Below are 23,106 nucleotides of genomic sequence, written 5' to 3'. Positions count from 1 at the left end.
CATGCATATCTCAATCGACCGCCTGGTTCTGCCGGCAAGCTACGCCGGGCGTGAAGGGGCGTTCACCGAGGCGCTCGACGGGGCTCTGCGGTCCCGACTCGATCTGCCACACGGGTCGTCCGCGGCTGCGGACGCCCGCTGCGTGCAGGGTGCAGAGCGTACGGCGGGCGCGATCCTCGACAGGGTGTGGAGGCGTGGGGATGACTGAGCGCCAGCAGATACCGCAGGACGCAAATGCATGGAGCGTCGGACGGCGCGGGGACGCTGCCGAGAAACGGGTGGAAACTCGGCTTCACAATGATCCTTCCTTGCAGGACTTGCACGAGGGCACGCTGGCGGCGATGCCCAGGACGCAAGAGGACGCGGCGGCCGATTTGCCGACAGAAGCCCTCAACGCCTTCGATGGCGGGGGGGGCGCCGCTGCCTTCCGCGCTTCGGCAGCGATACGAAGGCGCCTTTGGCGAAAACTTCGCCGACGTCCGCCTGCACACCGGTGCACCCGCGGACCGCGGTGCCCGGGCCATCGACGCCACGGCCTTCACATCGGGCACCGACATCGCTTTCGCGGGGGGCGCGTTCCGGCCGGAAACCAGCCTCGGGCGCGGGGTTCTCGCCCACGAGCTTGCCCACGTGAGCGAGATGCGCGCGGGCCGGGACAGCCCGCACACCCTGCGCCGCATCGGGGAATATGCCCCAGGGGGCGTGACACCGATCTTCTCGGCCGAATGGTGGAACCGCCTCGGCGGCGGCGGCACCTTCTCCAACGTGGAGCTCGACCGCTTCGTCCGCGCCATGGCGCGCCCCGGCTACCAGGCGTCCGAGCATGACTACGACGACACCGACAACATGGCCCGGGTCATCGTGAACCGGATGTACGGGCAGGAGACGGGCAGCGGTGAGGCCGCCTATGTGCCGCCAAGTGCCCGCGACCTGCGGGTTCGGCGCAATATGATCCAGCATCTGCTTAGCGGTCACCGCGCGCAGGCCGACCGCGATGCCGCCATGCTGATCCTGCGGCGCGCCACGGACATCGAACGGCAGCAGATCGTGCAGACCTACGGTCAGGACGATCTCATGGACCATCTCGGCGGCACCTACGCGACGGAACTGGCGAACATGTTGGGCATCGGGGTCGAGGAAAGCCCCCAGCGCCGCGCGGCGCGGCGCAATATGCCGGTGCGCTGGCTGATGAACACCACTGTCCGCAACGCGCCGGGCCTCAGCTCGGCGGTGCGCGGCCTGGTGGTCGAGAAGTTCATGATCCGGCCGACTAGCCACACATCGCACCGGACCATTGCGAGCAACGCCCGGATCCCGGGAGACAATGTGCGCAACCACGTCCTTACCGAGGGGGCGTCCCATCCTCGCAACGAGGAGGGAAGCGCGGGCATGACGTTCTGGGTCGAACCGCAGGATGCGACCGCCCGCGGCGCCTATGCCTACTCGACCCGGACCCCGATGGCGGACCAGAATTATCCGACCATCCCCGCCGCCGAGGAGCAGGCGGTCGAGGCGACACTAGAGGTCGATCTGGGGGCCGCCACCATTGGCGAAGTTGTCCGGGGCCGTACCGCAAGCGAAAGCCACGAGGAACGCCGGGACCGCAGCACGACCGAGCGCCGCTCGGACACCGACGAGCGCACCGACCGGCGTCGTCAGGAACGGCGCCGGGACGTATCCGAGCGCGATACCGAACGGCTCGAGCTGTCGCTCGGGGCCTCGGCGGAGAGCATCCGGGGCTTCGAGGAAGAACAGAACTGGCAGCGCAGCGTGTCGCAGACCCGCGAGAGACTGGAGGAGATCGCGCGCAGCTGGGGCCGCTCCACCACCAGCACGAGACAGACCGAAATCGATATCAGCTCAACCATCAGCGGCGATGTGGCCACCACGCTGCGCGGACAGCTTGGCCTTTCCGGCGAGGGCACAGTCGGGCTGCAGGACATCGGCACTGGCATGCTCGGCACGGTGTTGCGCAGGCTGCCGACCCCGCAGGCACGGACCCTCGGTGCGATCCTGTCGATGATCGGCAGCGCCAGCGCGGGCCTGACGGTCGGTATTTCGGGACAAGTCGGCGGCGAACAGACGCTGCGCATCGGCGGCAGTCTCACCGGCCGCGCCGCCCGGCTCTGGAGCGAGGCGCGCACCCGCAGCTTCAACCTCAGCCGACGCACGACCGACAGGGCCAGCCGGACCGATGAGGCGTCGGAGGGCGGGCGTTCTTCCCGGTCGGGCTCGGAACGCCGCGGTGTGACCGCTGGCACCACGACAGGCCGCGAACGCAGCCGGGAGCGCCGCGAGGGCGCGACCGATTCCGCGGAACAGGAACGCCGCCGCAGCACCACGCGCGAACGGAGCCGGACGGAATCCGAAGGGGAGACAGACCGCCGGACCGATACCGAAAGCATTGAGGTCCGGCGCAACATGCTGGTGCCCGTCGTGCGCCGCAGCCAGCTCAGCTTCCGTATCGTCCGCAACGCCTGGGCGCATATGGACCCCCGCACCGCGTCCGAGCAGCTCACCGCGACCGAGCAGGCGCGCCGGGCCCGTGTCAGGGAGGAGCAAAGGTAATGCTGTCGACCCAGCCAGATTTCCTCAAGGGCGGCATCGTCCTGATCGATGCGGAGAACGGTACGGTCGTGCGCACCCTGCCGCTCCTGATCAATCCCGAACGCCTGTCCCGCAGTTTCGAGGTCAAATCAACCGGTGAACAGACCAACCGCTCCGCGCCCCTGCGGCTGACCGGGCCCGCCGTCGAGACCATCACCATCGAGGCGCGGCTCGAGGTGTCGGACGCGCTGGCACGCGGCGAACGGACGGCGGTCGAAGAGGGCGTGCGCCCGCAGCTTGCCACTCTGCAGATGCTGATCACGCCCACGTCTCGGACGATCCTCGACAACGACGCGCTTCAGCAGAGCGGCGCGCTCGAGATCGTGCCGATGAACCAGCCGCTCGCACTTTTCGTCTGGGGTGCGCAGAACATCGCGCCGGTGCGGGTCACATCGCTCAGCTACGTTGAGAACCTGCACAACTCCCGGCTTTATCCGCTGGTCGCGACGGTCAACATGTCCCTGCGGGTGCTGTCGGTCGACGATCTGGGCGTCTCCAGCCGAGGCGGGGCGCTGTACCTCAGCTACCTGCGCGGGATCGAGGCGAGTGCGGAACGTGTCCCCGACGGCCGCGCGAGTGCCATGGGCATCGAGGGGGCGCTATGAACGAGATTGCCAAGCTTCTGGCCCCGATCACGCAGGGCACCGCGGATTTCCCCCCCGACAGCCGCTACAATGGCGCGCCGTTGAAAGTGGCGACGCTGCCAGACGGGCGCGAGGTCCGCTATGTCGGACGTCGCTTCATTCCGAGCGCCGAACGGATCGAGGTAAGCGGCGTGCATACCGTGCAGGGCGGCGACCGGCTTGACCTCATGGCGGCGCGCTATTTCGGCGATCCGACACAGGGCTGGAAGATCCTTGACGCCAACCAGGTGCTCAACCCGCGCCGTGCCCTGTCGGAGACAGGGTCGCGGCTGGCCATCGGGCAGGCGCTGACCATCGCGGGTCAGAGCTTTGAATAGGAGGGCGGACATATGAGCAGCGGTGCGGAATTGCGCGTCTATGTCGGCCCCGCCGTGCCGCTACCGCTGTCGCAGGACGCGCTCAAGGCGCTTGTGTCGGCCTCGGTCAGTTCGGCGACTCCGACGACGCCCGGTGTCTTCCAGCTTGTCTTCGACATCGACCATCGCTCGCCCTTGCACACGGTCTTCCTGCTCTCGGGCGGTGCGCAGATACCGCTGGTGCGGGTTGTGATCGCGGCGCGCGTCAACGGAGTAGAAAGCGTGCTGATCGACGGCATGATGACCAACCACGAGATCAGCCCCGGCCCCGGTGAAGGAACTGCCCGCCTGACTGTCACCGGCGAGGACCTGAGCCGCGCGCTCGATTACATCGCCTTCAACGAAATCCTCTACCCGGCCTCACCCGATTTTGTCCGGGTCGGCCTTATCCTGCTGAAATACGCCTTCCTCGGCATCATTCCCAAGGTGATCCCTTCCGTCCTTCTGGACGTACCGTTGCCCACCGAACGTATCCCGCGCCAGCAGGGCAAGGACCTCGCCTACATCAAGATGCTGGCCGAGAAGGTCGGCTATGTCTTCATGATGCAGCCGGGCGACGTTGTGGGCACGTCCTATGCCTACTGGGGCCCGGAGATACGGCTGGGTGCCGCGCAAAAGGCGCTGAACTTCGACATGGACGCGCACCGCAACGTGCAAAGCCTCTCGGGCAGTTTCAACGGACAGAACGCCAAGCTGCCCATCGTTACCATCCAGAACCCGCAGACCCGCGCGCCAATCCCGATCCCCATCGTGGTCAACCCCGTGCTCGATCCCCCGGTGGGGGCGATCCCGCCCATCCCGTTGCAGATCGAGCCCATCACCGGCACCGCCAAACTCAACCCGGTGCAGGCGGCGCTTATCGGCATGGCGAAAGCCGCGCAGGCCAACAAGGCGCCGGTCAAGCTTACCGGGCGGCTCGATGTGATGCGCTACGGCAGGCTGCTGGAGCCACACAAACTTGTCGGGCTGCGCGGCTTCGGCGCGGCTTTCGACGGGCTGCACTACGTCGAATCCGTGACCACGGAATTCGCCGCTGGCTCCTTGACCCAGGGGTTCGAGATCACCCGAAACGGACTTCTGTCCACAGTCGAAAAGGTTCCCGCATGACCAACAGATACTACGGCCTTCACCGCGGCACGGTGGTCAACAACGTCGATCCGATGCAGACCGGGCGGCTGCAGGTGCTGGTGCCCGATATCGGGCCTGCGGCCCTGTCGACCTGGGCCAACCCCTGTTTTCCGACCGGCGGGCCGCAGATGGGATTTTTCAGCGTCCCGATGATCGGGGCGGGGGTCTATGTGTCCTTTGAACAGGGCGATCCGGATTATCCTGTCTGGATGGGCACCTTCACCGGCTCGGTTGCGGATGTGCCGCTCCTGGCCAATACCGCGCCGCCGCCGACGCCCGCGATCACGCTGCAGACGCCGCTCAAGAACGGGATCGTGATCTCCGACGGGCTCGGACCCATGGGCGTGGGTGGGATCACCCTGCAAAGCGCCTCTGGCGCGACCATCGCGGTCAACGACACGGGCATCACGATCATGAACGGAAGGGGTGCCGTGATCTCCATGCTGGGGAACACGGTCGACATCAATCTGGGAGCGCTCACCGTGATCTGAGCGCGGGAAAAGGGAGGAGAACACATGCCGGGACCCATGCTTCACGTCGGCGCGACCGTGCTCTGCGCCCATGGCGGGCAGGCGCAGCCCACGGTGCCGAACCCGCGCGTTCTCGTCTCGGGCCAGCCGACCGTGGCGCAGACCGGCCCCTATGTCGTCGCCGGCTGCGCGATGCCGCCCCCGCCTGCCGGGAACGGACCCTGTGTCACCGCGCAATTCGTCACGGGATCGGTACGGGTCACCTCGAACGCCCAGCCGCTTCTCCTGATGGACAGCCAGTCCATCGCCATGCCCACCGGCACGCCGCTGATCCCCGCGGTGGCCCAGACACGGGTGATCGCCACATGACCCGAGCACACACATACACGACCGACTTTCCCTACCGTTTCGCCAGCGACGGGATGACTGCCCGGACCGGCTACGAGGATCACATCCGCGACCTGATCGAGCAATTGCTCTTTACCCGGCAAGGCGAGCGGCTGCTGCACCCCGCCCTGGGATGCGGATTGTCCGATCTCCTGTTCGGTCCGCTTTCAAACGAAGTCGCGGCGGCGGCACGGGCCACGATCGAGGTCGCCTTTCAGGAATTCCTCGCAGCACAGGTCGAACTGCTGGCGCTCGACGTGCGCACGCAGGACAGCACGCTGCTGATCGACATCGGCTACCGGCTCGTGCGGACCGGCGAGGAGGGGCGCATGTCCCTTACCGCCGAGACGGAGACGGGGCCATGATGTACTACTGCTGCGATACCCTGCGGCGGGAAGAGACGCGGACCTCCCCGCTCAACGGCATCGATTTCATCGAGGTCATCGACATGGCCGCCGTGCTTGAGGAAGACCGGCAGCGCTTTCTGCACGTCCATCTCCTCAAGGACCCCGCGCCGGTTGTCTACGGGCCCGACAACGTGGTCGTGGAAGGTCCGGACGGGCCGCTTGTGATCGAGGACGTCACCACCGGACTTGGCACGCAGAACAACATCGTCGTGGTGGAACTGACCGGACCCGGCGATTTCGAACCGCATGTCCTGCGCTTCCGCCGCGGCCTGCTCGATGACCGCCCGCCGACCGAGCTTGACCCGCAGCTTGCCCGGATCGAATTCAGCTTCAAGGTCGAATGCCCCTCCGACTTCGATTGCATCAGCCCCTGCGACTGCCCGGATGAGCCGCGCGAGATGCCCGAGATTTCCTATCTCGCGCGCGATATCGACAGCTTCCGGCAGGTTATGCTGGATCGGCTTGCCACGCTCCAGCCCGAAGCCCCGGCACCGCATGTGGTCGACCAGAAGATGGCCATCGTCGATGCGCTGGCCGTGCTGGCCGATCAGGTCGCCTACCAGCAGGACGCGGCCCATACCGAGGCCTATCTGTCCAAACTCCAGCACCGCATTTCGGCGCGGCGGCTGGGGCGGCTTGTCGATTACACGATGGATGAAGGCCAGAACGCCCGCGCCTTCGTTCACGTCGAGGCAGGGGCCGACGTGCTCCCCACAGGGCCCGGGTTCGAGCCGGTGATCCCGGCGGGCACGGCCTTTACCACGCGGCTGTCGGGCCAGTCCCTGCGCCTGCCCAACGACCCCGACGTGCTTGCCCGGGCGTCGATTGTCTTCGAGGCGATCACGGTCATCGAGGCGCTCTATGTCGATCACAACACGCTGTCGTTCTACACCTGGTCGGACCAGCGGTGCTGCCTGCCGCGCGGGGCCACGGCGGCCACCCTCAGAGGCCACCGGCCCAACCTCGCGCCGGGCATGTTTCTCGCCTTCGAGGAATTGGTGGGCCCCCGCAGCGGCAACAGCGCGGACCGGGACCGCTCCAACCGTCCGGTGGTCCGGCTGACATCCGTCCAGGCCTTCGAGAGCCCCGGCGTGCCTCTCACCGACCCGGTGACAACCGATGAGATCACCGAGATCGCATGGGACGTGATGGACGCGCTCGAGCGGCCCCTGTGCCTATCGGCAGAAACCGACGAGGCCTTCGGGCGGTTATTCCTCGACGAGGTCTCCGTCGCGCGTGGCAACATCTGCCTTGCCGATCACGGCCGCACCATCACCGACGAGGATTTGGGGCAGGTGCCCGCGTCCACCCGAAGCTGGGCACCGGGTTATGGCCCCGAAGCCATGGCCTCGACGCAACGGGAGGCCTGCGCCACCCAGCTCTGCGACCGTGAACGGCCCGAGCGTATTACGCCCCGCTACGCGCCGATGCTCGCGCAGGCGCCGCTTACCTTTGCCGCCCCCTTCGTTGGAGACGCGGGGGCGCGCGCGCATCTCGCCGCCACCGGCACGCCGGAACCCGCGCTGTCGCTGGTGGGCACGCTCAATGCCGTGCCCGATCCTTACACAGCCCGACGCGACCTGCTGGGCAGCGACGCCGATGCCCGAGACGTCGTGCCCGAGATCAACAACGAGGGCAGGGCGATCCTGCGCTTCGGCAACGACATCAACGGTCTGCGCCCCAATGCGGGCACGGCCTTCACCGCGACCTACCGCGTGGGCCTTGGACCTTCGGGCAACATCGGCGAGGACCGGCTGGTACACATCCGCAGCGATCTGGCCGACATCACCGGGGTGCGCAACATGACCCCCGGCACCGGCGGCCGCAGGCCCGAGACCATCAAGGAAATGCGCCGCCGCGCGCCCTTCGCCTTCCGCCGCCAGGACCGCGCCGTGACGCGCGAGGATCACGACGAGATGGCCAAGCGCTTCATCCCGCCCGAGGGCCCGCTGCAGGGCACCGTCACCGACATCATGCACACAGGCTCGTGGCACACGGTCTTCGTCACCGCCGACCGGCGCGGCGGGCTGCCCGTCACGCCCGCCTTCGAGACCGATCTGCGCGCGCATCTGGAACGCTACCGCATGGCCGGGCGCGATCTGGAAGTCGAGGGGCCGATCCCGGTGCCCATCGAGATCGACATGGAGGTCTGGGTCTGCAGCGACTACCTGCGCGGGCAGGTCAAGGCATCGGTGCTTGAACGGTTCTCCAGCAACGTGCTGCCCGACGGCACGCTTGGGGCTTTCCACCCCGACCGGATGAGTTTCGGACAAACGCTCTACCTGTCTCCGCTCATCGCGCTTGCCCAGTCGGTCGAGGGGGTGAAGGCCGTCGAGGTCACGCTCTTCCAGCGCTACGCCGACGCCCGCAGCAGCGGGCTCACCGACCGCAAACTGGAGTTCGGACGCCGCGAGATCGCGCGGCTCGACAATGATTCCAGCCATCCCGGCAACGGCGTGCTGCGGCTGACCATGAAGGGGGGCAGGTGATGGGCATCCAATTCTCCGATCTCTGCGGCTGCTGCAGCGGCATCTCGGTCAAGACCCCGCAGGCGGGATACCAGCGCCCGGGCCTGCCGGTGATCACCGCGCGGGCGGGCGACTACTGGGCCTTCAAGGACACGATGACTGCGCGCCTGACCTCCGTCGAATACGGCAACCTTTCGGACCTGCGCACCCGCGATCCGGAGGTTGATTTCTCCATCGCGCTGATCGACGCCTGGGCGGTCACGGGCGAAATACTCGGTTTCTACTACGACAGGCTGCTCTCAGAGACTTTGCTGCCCACGGCGGGAGAACTCTGGTCGCTGCACCAGCTGGCCGGGCTCGTCAGCTACCGACCGCACCCGGGTGTCTCGGCCGAGACGATGCTCGCGTTCAGCATGTCCACAACCGAAGGCGCGCCGCGCAAGGCGACATTGCCCTCGGGCATCAAGGTGCAAAGCACGCCGGGGCCGGACGAAAAGCCCGTAATCTTCGAGACCTCGGAGTCGGTGGAGGCCCGCCCCGCCTGGAACGCGATGCGGCCCCGGCTGACCTCGGTGCAGACGCTTTCCACCACGACAAAACGCCTCTTTCTCGATGGCACCGCCACGGGGCTCACGCCGGGTGACGCGATCTTCTACTTCGCCGATGACACCACCCCGGTCTTCGCGATCATCCGCCGGGTCGAATTGCGACCGGCGAACCTGGCCGAGGACCCCGACAGCCGCGATCTGACGCGGCTCACCATCGACGTGCAGGGCGGCACGCCCGAAAACCAGTCGGCGACAGCCCCGGCAGCGCCAACAGCCCCGACCTTTCCGCCGGACATCGTGCCGTACCTCGGCACGACTGTCACAGCGGGAGAACTGACGGAACTGCTCGAAGACGCGGAACTTGAGGAGGAGGACCTCTTCGATCCGCTCATCGGCGCGCCGGAGACCCCCAAACGCATCATCGTCTTCCGCGACAGCGCGGGAGTGTTCGGCAATACGGCACCCAAAATCTCGGCCCTGCCGCCGACAATGACCGGCGACGTTCCGACGTACGGCACGGACAACGGCAATATAATCATCACCGGGACAACCCCCGCCCCCTACAAAGGAGTAACGGCCGACCAATGGGCCGACGGGGACCTCACCGTGCTTGAAAACAGCGCCAACGCCGTCCACCTCGACCGGGTCGTCAAGGACATCGCGGCGGACAGCTACGCGCTCTTGCAGGACGGTTCCATCTGGGCCGTCTACGAGATCGACGCCGTGTCGGAACTGTCGCTCTCCGAATTCGCGATCACGGGCAAGGCGACCCGACTTGAGATGGATACCGACACCGGCTTCGACAGCTTCACAACGCGCGGCACGACGGTCTACGCCAATTCCGAATGGATCGACCTGCCGCGCGCCCCGCAGAACGATCCGCTGACTTCCGGCCAGATGCAGATCGCCCTCGATACCTGGGCGCCGGGACTGCAGAGCGAACAGAGCCTGTTCCTGACCGGCACCTACGCCGATGACCTCGATGCACCGGTGACACGGCTTGTGGAAATCGCCGAGGTCGAGCACCAGTTGTTCGCCGGAGGCAGCACCCGGATCACGCTGAAGGCAGGTCTTCTCGAAGACCTCGACCGGGGCGCGCTCAGGATCAACGGTAACGTCGCCGCCGCGAACCATGGCGAGACGACCGAGGAAATCCTTGGCAGCGGCGATCCCACGCAGCCCTTCCTGCAAGCGTTAGCCAAGCAGAAACCCCTTACCCATGTCACCGCGACGGTCCCCGGCGGCGCGCTGGCCGAGGCCGAGGTGCGCGTCAGTGGCGTCCTCTGGAAGCCGGTACGCGACCTGCTCGACGCCAAACCGGGCGACCGCGTCTATACCCTGACCGTCGATCCCGACGGCGTCGCGACCTTCGGCTTTGGCAATGGGGCGATGGGGGCGATGCCACCCTCGGGCACCGACAACATCACCGCGACCTACCGTACCGGCCTGGGCCTTGCAGGCCGTGTCAAGGCGGGGCAGCTCAGTATCCTGATGACCCGGCCCCTGGGGCTGGAAGAAGTCACGAACCCACTGCCGAGCGAGGGCGGTGCAGACCCCGAAACACTGGACAACCTGCGCGACAACGTCCCGCTCTCCTGTCGCACCATCGACCGCGTCGTGTCGCTCAGCGACTTCGCCGACTACGCCCGCGCCTTTGCCGGGATTGCCAAGTCCCGCGCCGAATGGGTGGAGTTCCCCGGCGCGGTCAAGCCGGGCGTCGTTGTCACCATCGCCGATGAAAAGGGGCAGGAGGTGCCCGATACGTCGAAGCTCTACAAGGATCTGCTGGCCGCGCTGACCGACGATGGCATTCCCTTTACCCATTTCCGCCTGCGCAGCTTCCGCCCTCGCTATTTCCGCATGGCCGCCAAGATCAAGGCGCTGGAGGACTACATCGAGGAAGACGTCATCGAAGATGTCGAGGCGGCCTTGCGCAAGGCCTACGCCTTCGAGGCCCGCAATTTCGCAGCACACGTCTTTGCCTCCGAAGTCATCACCACCATGCAGAACGTCGAGGGGGTCGAAGCAGTGACGCTCGACTACCTCTACCGGGGCAGCACCGCCGAACGGAACGAGGCGCTCTCCGCCGACCGCGCCTCACCCACGCAGGGGGCTGAGCTTCTGATGCTGCATCCCGAACCGCTCGATTATCTGGAGAAGATGACATGACCGAGCAGTTTCCCGTCGGAAAGTGGCTCTACGAGAGCCTGCCCGAGGTCTACCGCAGCCGCGACGCGAGCGAAGGCTATCCCCTGCGCGACTTCCTGATGGTGCTGGGAGAGACGGGCGATGTGCTGCTGGACGAGGCCGAAAGGCTTTATGACAACCAGTTCATCGAGACCTGCGAGGAATGGCTGGTCCCCTACATCGGCGCGCTGATCGGCTACCGCCCGGTGCATGACGTGGGCCGCATCAGCCAGCGCGCGCTGGTCGGGCGGTGGATCGAGCTTGTCCGTTCCAAAGGGACGGCGGCGACGGTCGAGGAGGTGGCGCGCGGGGCCACGGGCTGGCCTGCGAAGGTGGTGGAATACTTCCAGAACCTCGCGCATCCGCAATTCCTCAACCACCTGCGCGATGCCGTTCACGGCGGCCTCGACATGCGGAACGTGGCGCGGCTGGAGCATCTGGGCAGCGCTTTCGACAGCGCCCATCACACGGTGGACGTGGGCCGGATCGCGCTCCGGGAGGGACGGCACAACATCCAGAACATCGGTCTGTTCCTCTGGCGGCTGGGCCCCGATCAATGGCCGCGCCATCAGGCTTTCCAGGTGGGCCCGCGCCGCTTTGCGCTGCATACGCTTGGCCTCGACACGCAGGTCTTCAACACGCCAGAGACCGAAAGCAGCGCCGATGCGCTGGCCGGTCCCGTGAACCTGCCCATCCCGCTAGGGCGGCGATTCCTCGATGCCAACCTCGCGGACTACTACCCGCGCGCCTTCCGTATCTGGATAAATGGGCTGGAAATCCTGCCCGGCGGCATGCAAATATGCAACCTTTCGGATTCCGGCGCGGGCTGGGCCCATGCGCCTCAGAATACAGTCGCCTTCGACCCGGTGCTCGGCCGCATCGCCACGCCCGCCGCCGACGATCCGCCCGACAGCGTCGAGATGGAAGCCTATACCGCATTCCCGGCCGAGATCGGCGGTGGCGCCTACGAACGGGCCGCGGGCTTCGCGACCGCACTGACGCCGGTGACGACCGTTGCCACCGGCGACAACCTGCAAACAGCCCTGACCGGTGTGCAGACGGGCGGTGCCGTGGAGATCACGGATAGCGAGACCTATCCGGGCAGCTTCACCATCGATGTCGATCCCGACCAGCGGCTGGAATTCCGTGCCGCCAACGGCCAGCGCCCGACGCTCGAACTGACTGCGGACATGGAGATCACCGGCGCGGCACAGAGCGAGGTGACGCTCGACGGTCTGCTGATCGGCGGCGGTGCCATTGTCGTCCCGGACACCGGCAACAACGAATTGCGCCGTCTGACTTTGCGCCATGTCACCCTTCTGCCGGGGATCACGGCCCTCCCGGACGGCACTCCGCAGCAGCCGACCGCGCCTTCGCTGACCATCGAAGCCCCCAACGTGATCGTCGAGATCGACAGCTGCGTGCTCGGCGGTATCCGTTGCCACCCCAGCACGGTGATCGAGGTTGGCGACAGCGCGCTCGACGCGACCGAAAAGGCTAACGTCGCCCTCGCCGCGCTCGACGGTGAAAGCCCCGCCGGGCGCGTGACGATCCGCGAAAGCACCGTCATCGGCAAGATCAACGCCCGCGTCTTCACCCTGATCTCGAACGCGATCCTGATGGCGGAGCTGGCAACTGGCGATACATGGACCATCGCCATTCAGGCGCAGGACACGCAAACCGGCTGCGCACGGTTCTCCTATATCCCGCCGGGCTCCAAGGTGCCGCGCCGCTACCGTTGCCAGCCCAGCCTCGCGCTGGCCGAGGCCATGGCGGCGGCCAAGGAGGTCACGTCGACGCTCTCACCGGCGCAGGAAACCGCGATCACGCGGCGCGTACAAGGCCGCATGCGCCCCGGCTTCAACGAACGCCGCTATGGCCGCGCCGCCTATCTGCAACTGCGCAATTCGACGCCGCTGCGCATCCGCACGGGCGCGGACGATGAGAGCGAGATGGGCGTCTGGCACCAAGTGTACCAGCCACAGCGGGAAAGCAACCTGCTGACAAGGCTGGACGAATTCTTACCAAGCGGGCTGGAGGCCGGGTTCTTCTACGAGACCTGAGCCGCACCCGCATCCTGCAGGAGACACGCGATATGACCACCGATATCAGCCGCAAGACATTCGATCACCGCAGGAACACGACCTGGACCACCACCATGCAGGGCCGTGTGGCCACCGATGCGCCCATCAACGAAGACCGCCGCATCCGCGACCGTCGCCTGCGCGCCGAAACCGTCGACCTGATCGGGCGCTGCGGATACCCGTCTGCCCTGCCCACCTCTTTCGAGATTACCGTCTCCGGCGGCGATCTCGAGATCGGGCCGGGCCGCTACTACGTCGACGGCCACCTGGCCGAGAATTTCGGGACCGGGACGGAGGTCTTCAACGAAATCCTGTCCGAAATGCGCAGCCCCGATCCGGTGGACTTCGACGATCAGCCCTATCTCCCCGGTGCCGATCCCTTTGTGCCCGCCGACGGGTTGCACCTGATCTACCTTGACGTCTGGCAGCGTGACGTGACCTTCCTCGAGGACGAGAGCATTCTCGATCCCGGAATTACCGTCGACACCTTCGCGCGGCGGCAGACCGTCTGGCAGGTCAAGGCGTTCGGGCCGGTCCCGAACGATACGATCTGTTCGACGCCGGACGCAGACATTCCCAACTGGCCCGAGGAAATCGCCCCCTCCGTTGCGCGGCTGAGTTCGCGCGCTGATCCCGCGCAGGCCGAAACCGATCCTTGCCTGCTGCCGCCAGACGCCGCCTATCGCGGCATCGACAACCGCACCTATCTCGCCGTGGTCCACGGGTTCGACCAGAATGGCACGCCGCTTATCAAATACTCCAAGACCCATGGCACCGTGGCGACGACGATCCTGTCGCAGCCCCAGGGCGATGTGCTTGAGGTCGCCGAGGTCGCCAAGGACGACTTCCTGCGCTTCAACCCCGGCGACTGGGTCGAGATCACCGACGAACCGCGCCTGCTGGCCGGTGAATCCGGCACCATGGCCAAGGTGCTGACGGTGGATGATCCCACCAACACGATCACGCTTGAGAACGCGCTGCCCGCTAATGCCGTCCGCCTTGACGGCGCGGGGCCCGACCTCGATCAGCAGTATCACCCGGTCATCCGCCGCTGGGACCAGTCCGGCCAGATCGTCGACAATGACGGCAACCCCATTACCGACCTCGACCTGGTGGGCTCTTCCGGTCTGATCCCGATGCCGACCGACGGCACCTGGATCGCCCTCAAGGACGGGGTGGAGATTTCCATGACGCTGGCCGCCGGTACCGGCTCGATCCGGATCGGGGACCGCTGGACCTTCATCGCGCGCTACGCCGACAATTCTGTGGAAGAACTGAACGCGGCCCCACCGGAGGACTTCCAGCACCACTACTGCCGCCTCGCACTGGTCGAGGCATCCGGTGGCAACTGGATCGCGCCCGCGGTGTCCGATTGCCGCGATCCGATCGACTTTGCCGGCGATTGCTGTTGCACCGTGGTCGTGCAGCCGGGCGAGGATATCCAGGCCGCTATCGACAGCCTGCCAGACGACGTGGGCGGCTGCGTCTGTCTCAAGGCAGGGCTGCACAACGTGTCCTCGGCCGTTCGGATCACCACGCCCAACGTGGTGCTGCACGGCGAATCCCCCGGTGTCACGCTGGCGCACACGGGTGATGGCACCGTGCTGGAGATTTCGGGGACGACCAGCGTCCGCGTCTCCTTGATCCGGTTCGAGCACCAGTCGGCCGCGGCCAACGATCTCGGGATCCTCGAGGTGATCTCCTCCGCCGATGTCGCAGTGACCGACTGCGCCTTTTTCGCCGCGCGGGGCACGTCCTCGGCAGGGGTGGTGCTGGCCGATGCCTCGAACATCCGTATCGAGGCCAGCCGCTTCGAGGCGCTGGTCTTTGGCATCCTGGCCTATGAGCGCTGCGATCACATCGAGGTCATCGATAATTCCATGACCCTCGGCGCGCAAAGCTTCGTGGGCCAGCTTGGCATCAGCGCGGTCAACGTGACCGGCCCGGTGAGGGCCAGCGGCAACCGCATTTCCGGCGCAATCACCGGGATCAGCATCAACGACGATGCAACCGGGGCAAGCCGCGGATCGCTGGGGCAGGGCTCCGAGGTCAGCGGGAACGAGATCGACCTGATGCAGACCGGCGCGTCCCCCGGCGACACGATTGTCTTCTTCGGCATCGACACGGGCGCGGGAGACTGTCTGATCACCGGCAATCGCGTCAGCTTCATCGGCAGCGCCACCGCCGGCATCCGTGCCAGCGGCATCGGCACCAAGATCACGCAGAACGTGGTCGAAGTGAATTTCGTGGCCGACGACGATGCGCGCAACGTCGGCATCTTCCTCGGCAATGGCCCCGATCAGGACCACCTTACCGAACATGCGGTCGTTGCCGAGAACACCCTGCGCGGCGTGACCACGGGCATTTTCGTGGGCGACACCCGCGACGTCCTTGTCAGCGGGAACGAGATCGACCCCTTCCCGACATTCGACTTCACGCCCGGCATCTTCCTGAACGAGGCCATCGCGACCCGCGTCAGCGACAATGCCATCCGCGGTTCGGGCAGCGGCGTGATCTCGACCTCGGGCCGCTACCTGCGGCTGAGCGGAAACACCATCGCCGACACCGGCTTCGGCGTGGCACTTGGGCTCGAACTCGCCCCGACCGTCGCCAACAACTCGGTGACGAATGCCGCGCTCTTCGGGGTGCTTGGGCTTCTGACTGTCGCCCGGACAAGCTTTACCGAGAACCACCTGTCCAACGTCGGCTGGTTCGGCCCCTTGCCCTTTGCGCTGGGAACGCTTTTCGTGCTGGGCGAATGGCAGGTGGAGGCCAACGAGGTGATCGACACCGGCGTGCCCATCGACGGTGCCGCCAACAACAGCCCCACGCGCGGCATCCTGGGGGCCTTCGTGATGGAGGCGCGGATCGAGAGCAATCTTGTGACCTATTCCAACGGCGCCTTGCTGCCCGACGGGCGCGAGGACCGCGCGCTGCTGATCCACGGGCTTCTGGAGTTCAGTGCCGTGGGTGGCCCGGGTGCGCTGACGCTTGGCTTCCCTTGCCAGATCACCAACAACAAGTTCACGGGCAAGGGGCTTTCGGCGCTCGTCGAAATCCTCGAACTGCCGATCACGGAGACCTTCAACGCGAGGTTCGAACGGGTGTTCTTCAACCACAATTATTGCTGGCACCTCGGCCCAGGGATCGAGTCGGGGGACAATGCCACCGTCGTCCTCGAAGGCTCGGCAGCTGTGGTGATGGGCAACCAGATCAAGACCATGAACGGCATGATGCCCTCGGTCAACATGGGCAACATGCCCGGTACGGTCGTCGGCAACATTACCACAGCAGGCTTCGCAGACGACCCGAACTTCCCCGCCAACGAGGCCGACTTCAACCGGCAGCTCTAGGACAGAAAGGAGGCCCAGATGAGCATTACCAAGCTGATCAAGGACCAGACCAAGCTTTTCAGCGAGATCGACAAGAAATTCGCGGAAAAAGTGACGCCGCAGAACTACCAGGCGCGCATCAAGGCCGTGACCGATACGCAGGAGAAACGGATCGAAGCGCGGATCAAATCGCTGGAGAAACAGAAGGCCGCGGCGGTGGCGCGCTACGACGCCGCGATCAAGGTCGAGAAAGAGGCGCTTGCCAAGATCAAGTCGCACCAGCCCGATCTCAAGCAGCGCCAGGGCGGCACCGGCGGCACGCCGCGCAAACCGGACAAGCCCGCGCCCGCCAAGCCCAGGGCGGGAGGGACCAAGAAGAAATGAGCGCGAGTGGAGCGACCCCTAGTGCCCTCGAAACTGATTGGCGCCGGGCCTCCCGGGGTGCTACGATCCCACCATGCGCAGCCTGCTGACAGTCCTTCTTTCTGGCTTGCTTGCCATTTGCCCCATGACGCCCCTTGTCGCCCAGTCCCGGATGATCGAGACCTTCGAAGACCAGCCAGAAACGCGATGGCGCTTCTTCTCCGATCAGGTGATGGGCGGTGTATCCACGGGCAAGGTGACCTTCCTGTCCGAAGGCGGCCTCAATTTCGCGCGCATGACCGGGACGGTCAGTACCGAGAACCGGGGTGGTTTCATCCAGATGCGCCTCGACCTCGACGCGCCCCCGCCTGATGGCGCAACCGGTGTCGTCCTGCGGGTGCGCGGCAACGATCAGCGCTATTTCGTCCATCTGCGCACTGCCGGAACGATGCTGCCGTGGCAGTACTACCAGGCCGGTTTCGATGTGACCGGGGCATGGACCGAGGTCCGGCTGCCCTTCTCAGCATTCAGCGCCTCGGGTCGCTTGCTGCGCAATACCCCGAAGGCAAGCAGTGTCAAATCGGTCGCGGTTGTGGCCTACGGCAGGGATCACGCCGCCGGGATCGACGTTGCGGAGATCGGCTTCTACTGAGTGAACAAGCCCTCAAAGGCAGGCCATCAGCAGCTTGCGCGTGTTCTCCTCGGTCATCTCGACCGGATTGCCCCCGGTGCTCGGATCGGCCAAAGCGCCCCTGACGATGCGGTCGATGTCGGGGTCCTTCACCCCCAGATCGCCCAGTGTCGCCGGAATGCCCATCGCGGCATTGAGATCATCCACAAAGCCGCAGAACCCGTCAAAGCCGCCTTCGATCCCCAGATACCACGCCGCGCGCTCGATCACGCCAGTAATCGCGGGCTTGTTGAACTGGAGCACGGCGGGCATGCAGACCGCGTTCGTTGTCCCGTGATGGGTGTGATAGATCGCCCCGATGGGATGCGACAGCGCATGGATCGCCCCCAGCCCCTTCTGGAACGCCGTTGCCCCCATGGCCGCCGCCGACATCATCTGCGCCCGCGCTTCGATGTCCGAACCATCGGCATAGGCGCGCGGCAGGTAAACCTTGACCAGCCGCATGCCTTCAAGCGCGATGCCCTGGCTCATCGGGTGGTAATGGGGCGAGCAAAAAGCCTCGACGCAATGGGCAAAGGCATCAAGCCCGGTGCCCGCCGTGATGAAGGGCGGCATGCCCACCGTCAGCTCGGGGTCACAGATCACCACGCGGGGGAGAATCCGGGGATGGAAGATGATCTTTTTCTCCGCCGTCTCCGAGTTGGTGATGACCGAGGCGCGGCCCACCTCTGACCCCGTCCCGGCCGTGGTGGGCACCGCGACGATCGGCGCGATGGCCTCCGGATCGGCCCGCGTCCACCAGTCGCCGATATCCTCGAAATCCCAGATCGGGCGCGACTGCCCCGCCATGAAAGCGACAACCTTGCCCAGGTCCAGCCCCGAGCCGCCGCCGAAGGCGATGACCCCGTCATGTCCGCCTTCGCGGTAGGCTTTCACCCCGGCCTCGGCGTTCTTCTCATTGGGGTTCGGGTCCACGTCCGAGAACATCGCGCGGCCCAGACCGGCGTCCTCCAGCAGGTCGAGCGTCCGGGTGGCGATCGCCATCCCGGCAAGACCCCGGTCGGTGACCAGCAGCGGCTTCTGGATGCCCGCAGCGGCACAGGCCTGGGCGATTTCCGAGATGCGGCCCGCGCCAAAGCGGATGGACGTAGGGTAGGACCAATTGGCAGTCAGGCTCATGGGTCAGGCTTTCTTGAGGTGGTAGGATTTGGGTCGCGTGAGGTTGTGATAGCCGATCACCGACAGCCCGCCGCCCTTGCCGGTATCCTTGCAGCCGGTCCAGCAGAGGCCGGGGTCGAGGTAATCTGCGCGGTTCTGGAACACGGTGCCGGTTTCGATGGCATCGCCAATGGCCTCGGCGCGGCCCGTGTCGGCGGTCCAGACAGAAGCCGTCAGGCCGTACTCGCTGTCGTTCATCAGCGCAATCGCCTCGGCGTCGTCCTTGACGGGCATGATGCCGACCACGGGACCAAAGCTTTCTTCGCGCATCACGCGCATGTCGTGGGTCACATCAGTCAGGATTTGTGGCATCAGGTAAGCGCCGCCTGCCTCGGGGAAAAGCACCGGGTCGATCAGGGCCTTCGCCCCCGCCGCCACGGCCTCTTCGGTCTGCTTGCGCACCTCATCGGCAAAACGGACCTGCGCCATCGGTCCCAGTGTGGTCTCATTGTCAAGCGGATTGCCCAGTTTGTAGCCCTCCACGATGGAAACCGCTTTATCTACGAAGCGCTCGAAATGCTGCTCGGCCAGGTAAATCCGTTCGATCCCGCAGCAACATTGGCCCGAGTTGAACATCGCCCCGTCGATCAGCGTCTCCGCAGCCGCCTCGACATCCGCGTCGTCGCAAACATAGCCGGGATCCTTGCCCCCCAATTCGAGCCCAAGCCCTGCAAAGGTGCTCGCCGCCGCACGCTCGATGGCCTTGCCGCCCGCCACGGAGCCGGTGAAATTCACGAAGCCGAAGGAGCGCGCGGCAATCAGTTCGGACGTGGTCTCGTGGTCGAGGAACACATTCTGAAACACCTCCTCCGGTACACCCGCCGCGTGAAAGGCCTCGGCCATCCGTTCGCCCACCAGCGGTGTTTGCGACGCATGTTTCAGCATCACCGTATTGCCCGCGATCAGGGCAGGTGTCACGGTGTTGATCGCGGTCATGTAGGGGTAGTTCCACGGTGCGACCACCAGCACCACGCCATGCGGCACCCGCTTGATCATCCGGTGGAAGCGGTCGCTGTCCTCGATCTGGATCGGCGAAAGCGCATCCCGCGCGATCCCGGCCATATAGGTCGCGCGTTCATTGAAGCCGCCGAACTCCCCGCCATAGCGGACCGGCCGTCCCATCTGGTGCGCAAGCTCGGGCACGATGAGGTCGTTCATCTCGCCGACCTTGGCGACCCCGGCCAGAACCAGCCGGATACGGTCATCCAGCGGCAATGCCGCCCAATCCGCTTGCGCGGCCTTCGCCGCATCCACGGCGGCGCGCGCAGCCTCGGGGGACAGAGTGTCACGTTCGGCGTAGACCGAGCCGTCGATGGGAGAGATACAGCGGATCATGGGGGTGCCTTCAGAAAGGTTCATTAATGTCGATGTCGTTGAGGCTGCTATGAGTGATCTCCCAGCCTCCTGACGCAGTCTCGCGCAGGACGTTCAGGTTGATTCCCGCCACGCGCGTTCCGTCAGGGATATCAGCCTCAAAGCGCAGCAGGCACACTGCGGATGGCCCCGCCACTTGCAAATCCACCACTTGGGCCGTCTTGTTGCGCTCGCCCTCCTCGAACCAGGTCAAATGCGCGTCTTCGATGGCGTCGCGCCCTTGCGCCGGCGGTCCCCAGGGTGAGACGACCCAGGCGTTTTCGGCGAAAACGCCCGCGCACCCCTTGGCGTCAAGCCCTTCGTAGGCGGCGAAATAGCGGGTCCAGAGGTCCCGGATCGCGGTCTCGGCACTCTCGTTCATGCCCGCTCAAACCCACGTGCGATTTCCCAGTCCGTCACCACGCGGTCGAATTCCTCCTGCTCCCATTCGGCATTCCGCGTGTAATGGTCGACCACGTCATCCCCCATCGCCTCGCGCAGAAAGGCAGAGTTGCGCAGGGTCTCGGTTGCGGCGCGCAGCGTCTGCGGAATGTCCTGGGCGTTCTTCGCGTCGTAAATGTCGCCCCGCGTGGGCGGCGCCAGTTCCATCTGATCCTCGATCCCCCTGATCCCCGCCGCCAGCATCGCCGCCTGCGCGAGGTAGGGGTTCAGGTCCGACCCGCCGATGCGGCATTCCACGCGCACGCCCTTGGTGCCTTCGCCACAAAGGCGGAAGCCCGCGGTGCGGTTGTCGACGGACCAGACGGTCTTGGTCGGCGCGAAAGTCCCCTTGGCGAAGCGCTTGTAGCTGTTGACGTAGGGGGCAAGGAAAAAGGTGTAATCGGGCGCGTAGTGAATGAGCCCCGCCATGTAGTGCTTCATCAGTTGCGACATCCCGAGCGCATCGCTTTCGTCGTAGAAGGCGGGGTCGCCGTCCTTCCAGAGCGACTGGTGCACATGGGACGAACTGCCCACCTTGTCGTGATGCCACTTGGGCAGGAAGGACGCCGCGTGCCCGTTCTGCCAGGCAATCTCCTTTACACCTTGTTTCGCAATCGAATGATGGTCCGCGCAGTCGAGCGCGGAGGCGTAGCGGATGTTCAGTTCTTCCTGACCTGTCTCCGCCTCGCCCTTGGAATTCTCGATGGGCAGCCCGGCGGCAAAGAGGTGATTGCGGATGGGCCGCATCACGTGCTCTTCCTTGGTGGTCTGGAAGATATTGTAGTCCTCGTTCATCCCGCTGAGCGGCGTGAGGTCCCGATAACCGCCCTTGCGGATGTCGTCGAAGGACTTTTCGAACAGGAAGAACTCCAGCTCCGTTGCCATCATCGCGTCAAAGCCCAACTCGCCAAGTCGCACCACCTGCCGCTTGAGCATGGCGCGCGGATCGTGAGGGACGGGCGCATGGGTGTGATGATCGAGGATATCGCAAAGCACCATCACCGTACCCTCAAGCCAGGGTATCAGTCGGATCGTCGAAAGATCCGGTGCCATGATGTAATCGCCATAGCCCTTTCGCCACGAGGTCGCGGCATAACCATCGGGCGTGGCCATCTCGAGGTCCGTGGCCAGCAGGTAGTTGCAGCAGTGGGTCTCCTTGAACGAGGACTCCACGAAATTCACAGCGTGAAATCGCTTGCCCATCAACCGGCCCTGCATGTCCGTGAAGCAGGTCAGCACGGTGTCGATTTCCCCGGTCGAGACGCGGGATTTCAGATCGTCAAAGCTCAGGTTGCCGGGCATTTGGGTGTCCTTTGGTCAGAGCGACGCCCCGGGGATGTCCCGGGGCCTCGGAATTTCAAAACGCAGCACAAGCCGCGCGGGGGTCCCGGGTCAAGCCCGGGACGCTGCGGTCAGGTGTAACGGTAAGGCCGTCCAGCCTTCTCCATATCCGCATTGTACTGCTTGAAGATATCGACAACCTGCCGCTTCACGTCGCTTTCCGCCGCGATTTCTTCCCAGAACTCGCGCGCCGCCGCTTCGACCGTCGCCCACTCCGCGTCCGGGATCGTCGTCAGCTTCAGCTTGTCACCATGCACGCGCAACCGTGCCTCGCCGCCCCAGTACCAGTGCTGGCGGTAGTAATGCGACTGCTCGCAGCAGACCTGGAACAGCATCTGCAGGTCTTCGGGCAGTTCGTTCCAGCGGTCCATGTTAGCAAAGAAATGCCCGATCCAGGCGCCCGAGATGTTGTTGGTGAGGAAGTAGTTGGTCACATCGGCCCAGCCCACGGTGTAATCCTCGGTGATGCCCGACCAGGCGATACCGTCCAATTCGCCCGTTTGCACCGCGACCTCGATGTCTTCCCAGGGCAGGTTCACCGGCACCACGCCGAACTGGCTCAGGAAGCGCCCGGCGGTAGGGAAGGTGAAGATGCGCTTGCCTTCCATGTCCGCGAGCGAGTTGATCGGGTCCTTGGTGGCAAAGTGGCAGGGGTCCCAGGCACCGGCGCTGATGTGCTTGACGCCGACCTTCTCGTACTCCGACGCCCAGATCTCGTTCAGCCCGTACTGATTGAAGAGCACCGGCACGTCGAGGGAGTAGCGCGAGCCGAAGGGGAAATAACCGCCGAACACGGTGACTTCGGTCGGCGAGGCCATGGAATCGTCATCCGACTGCACCGCGTCGATGGTCCCCCGCTGCATCGCCTGGAACAGCTCACCCGTCGGCACCAGCTGATCGGCGTAGAACAGCTCGATCTGCATCCGGTCGCCCGCGATCTGGTTGAACATCTTGATCGCCGGGTCGATCACCTCGGCCGCCAGCGCGGCACCGGCATAGGTCTGCATCCGCCAGGTGATCGTGTTCTGCGCCAGCGCCGGGGTGGCCAATGCGGCGGGGCCCGCGACGGCGGCACCCTTGATGAAATTGCGTCTTGTGGTCATCACTTCTCTCCTTGTTGTCAAATCATGCCGGTTGGCCC

General features: G+C 65.4%; 19 protein-coding genes. 14 read left to right on the top strand and 5 right to left on the bottom strand.

Going from position 1 to position 23,106, the window contains the following annotated elements:
* Position 1: 1 nt before the first annotated feature.
* The 14 genes from AB2B41_RS11310 (at position 2) to AB2B41_RS11245 (ending at position 17,633) form a co-directional block, all read left to right on the top strand.
* Positions 2–208 (top strand): hypothetical protein, encoded by a 207-nt coding sequence (locus AB2B41_RS11310; protein WP_367877902.1) that lies wholly within the window; start codon positions 2–4, stop codon positions 206–208.
* A 194-nt stretch (positions 209–402) separates the two neighbouring features.
* Positions 403–2,568, top strand: a complete 2,166-nt coding sequence (locus AB2B41_RS11305) for an eCIS core domain-containing protein (protein ID WP_367877901.1) — start codon at positions 403–405, stop codon at positions 2,566–2,568.
* The gene (locus AB2B41_RS11300; protein ID WP_367877900.1) at positions 2,568–3,212 is read left to right on the top strand and encodes a hypothetical protein; all 645 of its coding nucleotides are present in this window, start codon (positions 2,568–2,570) and stop codon (positions 3,210–3,212) included. Before AB2B41_RS11305 ends, AB2B41_RS11300 begins: the two co-directional genes overlap by 1 nt.
* Positions 3,209–3,568: a LysM peptidoglycan-binding domain-containing protein gene (locus AB2B41_RS11295; protein WP_367877899.1), complete on the top strand. Its 360-nt coding sequence runs from the start codon at positions 3,209–3,211 to the stop codon at positions 3,566–3,568. The genes AB2B41_RS11300 and AB2B41_RS11295 overlap by 4 nt, the downstream gene beginning before the upstream one ends.
* Before the next feature lie 12 nt (positions 3,569–3,580).
* Complete coding sequence (locus AB2B41_RS11290; protein WP_367877898.1) at positions 3,581–4,714, top strand: hypothetical protein; 1,134 nt, start codon at positions 3,581–3,583, stop codon at positions 4,712–4,714.
* The gene (locus AB2B41_RS11285) at positions 4,711–5,226 is read left to right on the top strand and encodes a phage baseplate assembly protein V (RefSeq protein WP_367877897.1); all 516 of its coding nucleotides are present in this window, start codon (positions 4,711–4,713) and stop codon (positions 5,224–5,226) included. Before AB2B41_RS11290 ends, AB2B41_RS11285 begins: the two co-directional genes overlap by 4 nt.
* Before the next feature lie 24 nt (positions 5,227–5,250).
* Entirely contained in the window at positions 5,251–5,574 is a 324-nt protein-coding gene (locus AB2B41_RS11280) for a hypothetical protein (protein WP_367877896.1), read from the top strand.
* On the top strand, positions 5,571–5,957 hold the full coding sequence (locus AB2B41_RS11275) for a GPW/gp25 family protein (RefSeq protein ID WP_367877895.1): 387 nt from the start codon (positions 5,571–5,573) through the stop codon (positions 5,955–5,957). Before AB2B41_RS11280 ends, AB2B41_RS11275 begins: the two co-directional genes overlap by 4 nt.
* Positions 5,954–8,488, top strand: coding sequence for a baseplate J/gp47 family protein (locus AB2B41_RS11270; protein ID WP_367877894.1), 2,535 nt, complete (start codon positions 5,954–5,956; stop codon positions 8,486–8,488). The genes AB2B41_RS11275 and AB2B41_RS11270 overlap by 4 nt, the downstream gene beginning before the upstream one ends.
* The gene (locus AB2B41_RS11265) at positions 8,488–11,184 is read left to right on the top strand and encodes a putative baseplate assembly protein (RefSeq protein WP_367877893.1); all 2,697 of its coding nucleotides are present in this window, start codon (positions 8,488–8,490) and stop codon (positions 11,182–11,184) included. Before AB2B41_RS11270 ends, AB2B41_RS11265 begins: the two co-directional genes overlap by 1 nt.
* Positions 11,181–13,265 (top strand): hypothetical protein, encoded by a 2,085-nt coding sequence (locus AB2B41_RS11260; RefSeq protein WP_367877892.1) that lies wholly within the window; start codon positions 11,181–11,183, stop codon positions 13,263–13,265. Before AB2B41_RS11265 ends, AB2B41_RS11260 begins: the two co-directional genes overlap by 4 nt.
* Positions 13,266–13,297: 32 nt before the next feature.
* Positions 13,298–16,639 (top strand): DUF6519 domain-containing protein, encoded by a 3,342-nt coding sequence (locus tag AB2B41_RS11255; RefSeq protein ID WP_367877891.1) that lies wholly within the window; start codon positions 13,298–13,300, stop codon positions 16,637–16,639.
* A gap of 18 nt (positions 16,640–16,657) precedes the next feature.
* Entirely contained in the window at positions 16,658–17,002 is a 345-nt protein-coding gene (locus tag AB2B41_RS11250) for a hypothetical protein (protein ID WP_367877890.1), read from the top strand.
* 124 nt (positions 17,003–17,126) lie between these two features.
* A complete protein-coding gene (locus AB2B41_RS11245; RefSeq protein WP_367877889.1) occupies positions 17,127–17,633 on the top strand; it encodes a CIA30 family protein in 507 nt (168 codons plus the stop codon).
* Between the two features lie 12 nt (positions 17,634–17,645).
* Here AB2B41_RS11245 and AB2B41_RS11240 read toward each other — a convergent pair whose 3' ends face one another.
* From AB2B41_RS11240 to AB2B41_RS11220, 5 genes are all read right to left on the bottom strand, one after another.
* Complete coding sequence (locus tag AB2B41_RS11240) at positions 17,646–18,791, bottom strand: iron-containing alcohol dehydrogenase (RefSeq protein WP_367877888.1); 1,146 nt, start codon at positions 18,789–18,791, stop codon at positions 17,646–17,648.
* A gap of 3 nt (positions 18,792–18,794) precedes the next feature.
* Positions 18,795–20,165 (bottom strand): aldehyde dehydrogenase family protein, encoded by a 1,371-nt coding sequence (locus AB2B41_RS11235; protein ID WP_367877887.1) that lies wholly within the window; start codon positions 20,163–20,165, stop codon positions 18,795–18,797.
* Between the two features lie 10 nt (positions 20,166–20,175).
* Positions 20,176–20,565, bottom strand: a complete 390-nt coding sequence (locus tag AB2B41_RS11230) for a YybH family protein (protein WP_367877886.1) — start codon at positions 20,563–20,565, stop codon at positions 20,176–20,178.
* A complete protein-coding gene (locus AB2B41_RS11225; RefSeq protein ID WP_367877885.1) occupies positions 20,562–21,926 on the bottom strand; it encodes a glutamine synthetase family protein in 1,365 nt (454 codons plus the stop codon). The genes AB2B41_RS11230 and AB2B41_RS11225 overlap by 4 nt, the downstream gene beginning before the upstream one ends.
* Before the next feature lie 110 nt (positions 21,927–22,036).
* On the bottom strand, positions 22,037–23,068 hold the full coding sequence (locus AB2B41_RS11220) for a TRAP transporter substrate-binding protein (protein WP_367877884.1): 1,032 nt from the start codon (positions 23,066–23,068) through the stop codon (positions 22,037–22,039).
* Between the last annotated feature and the right edge of the window lie 38 nt (positions 23,069–23,106).

Origin of the sequence: Sulfitobacter sediminis (genome assembly GCF_040811725.1) — a bacterium.
In the GTDB taxonomy this organism is placed as follows: Bacteria; Pseudomonadota; Alphaproteobacteria; order Rhodobacterales; family Rhodobacteraceae; genus Sulfitobacter; species Sulfitobacter sediminis.
The sequence above is the reverse complement of the archived record's forward strand: the minus strand, read 5'-3'. Positions and strand labels throughout refer to the sequence as shown.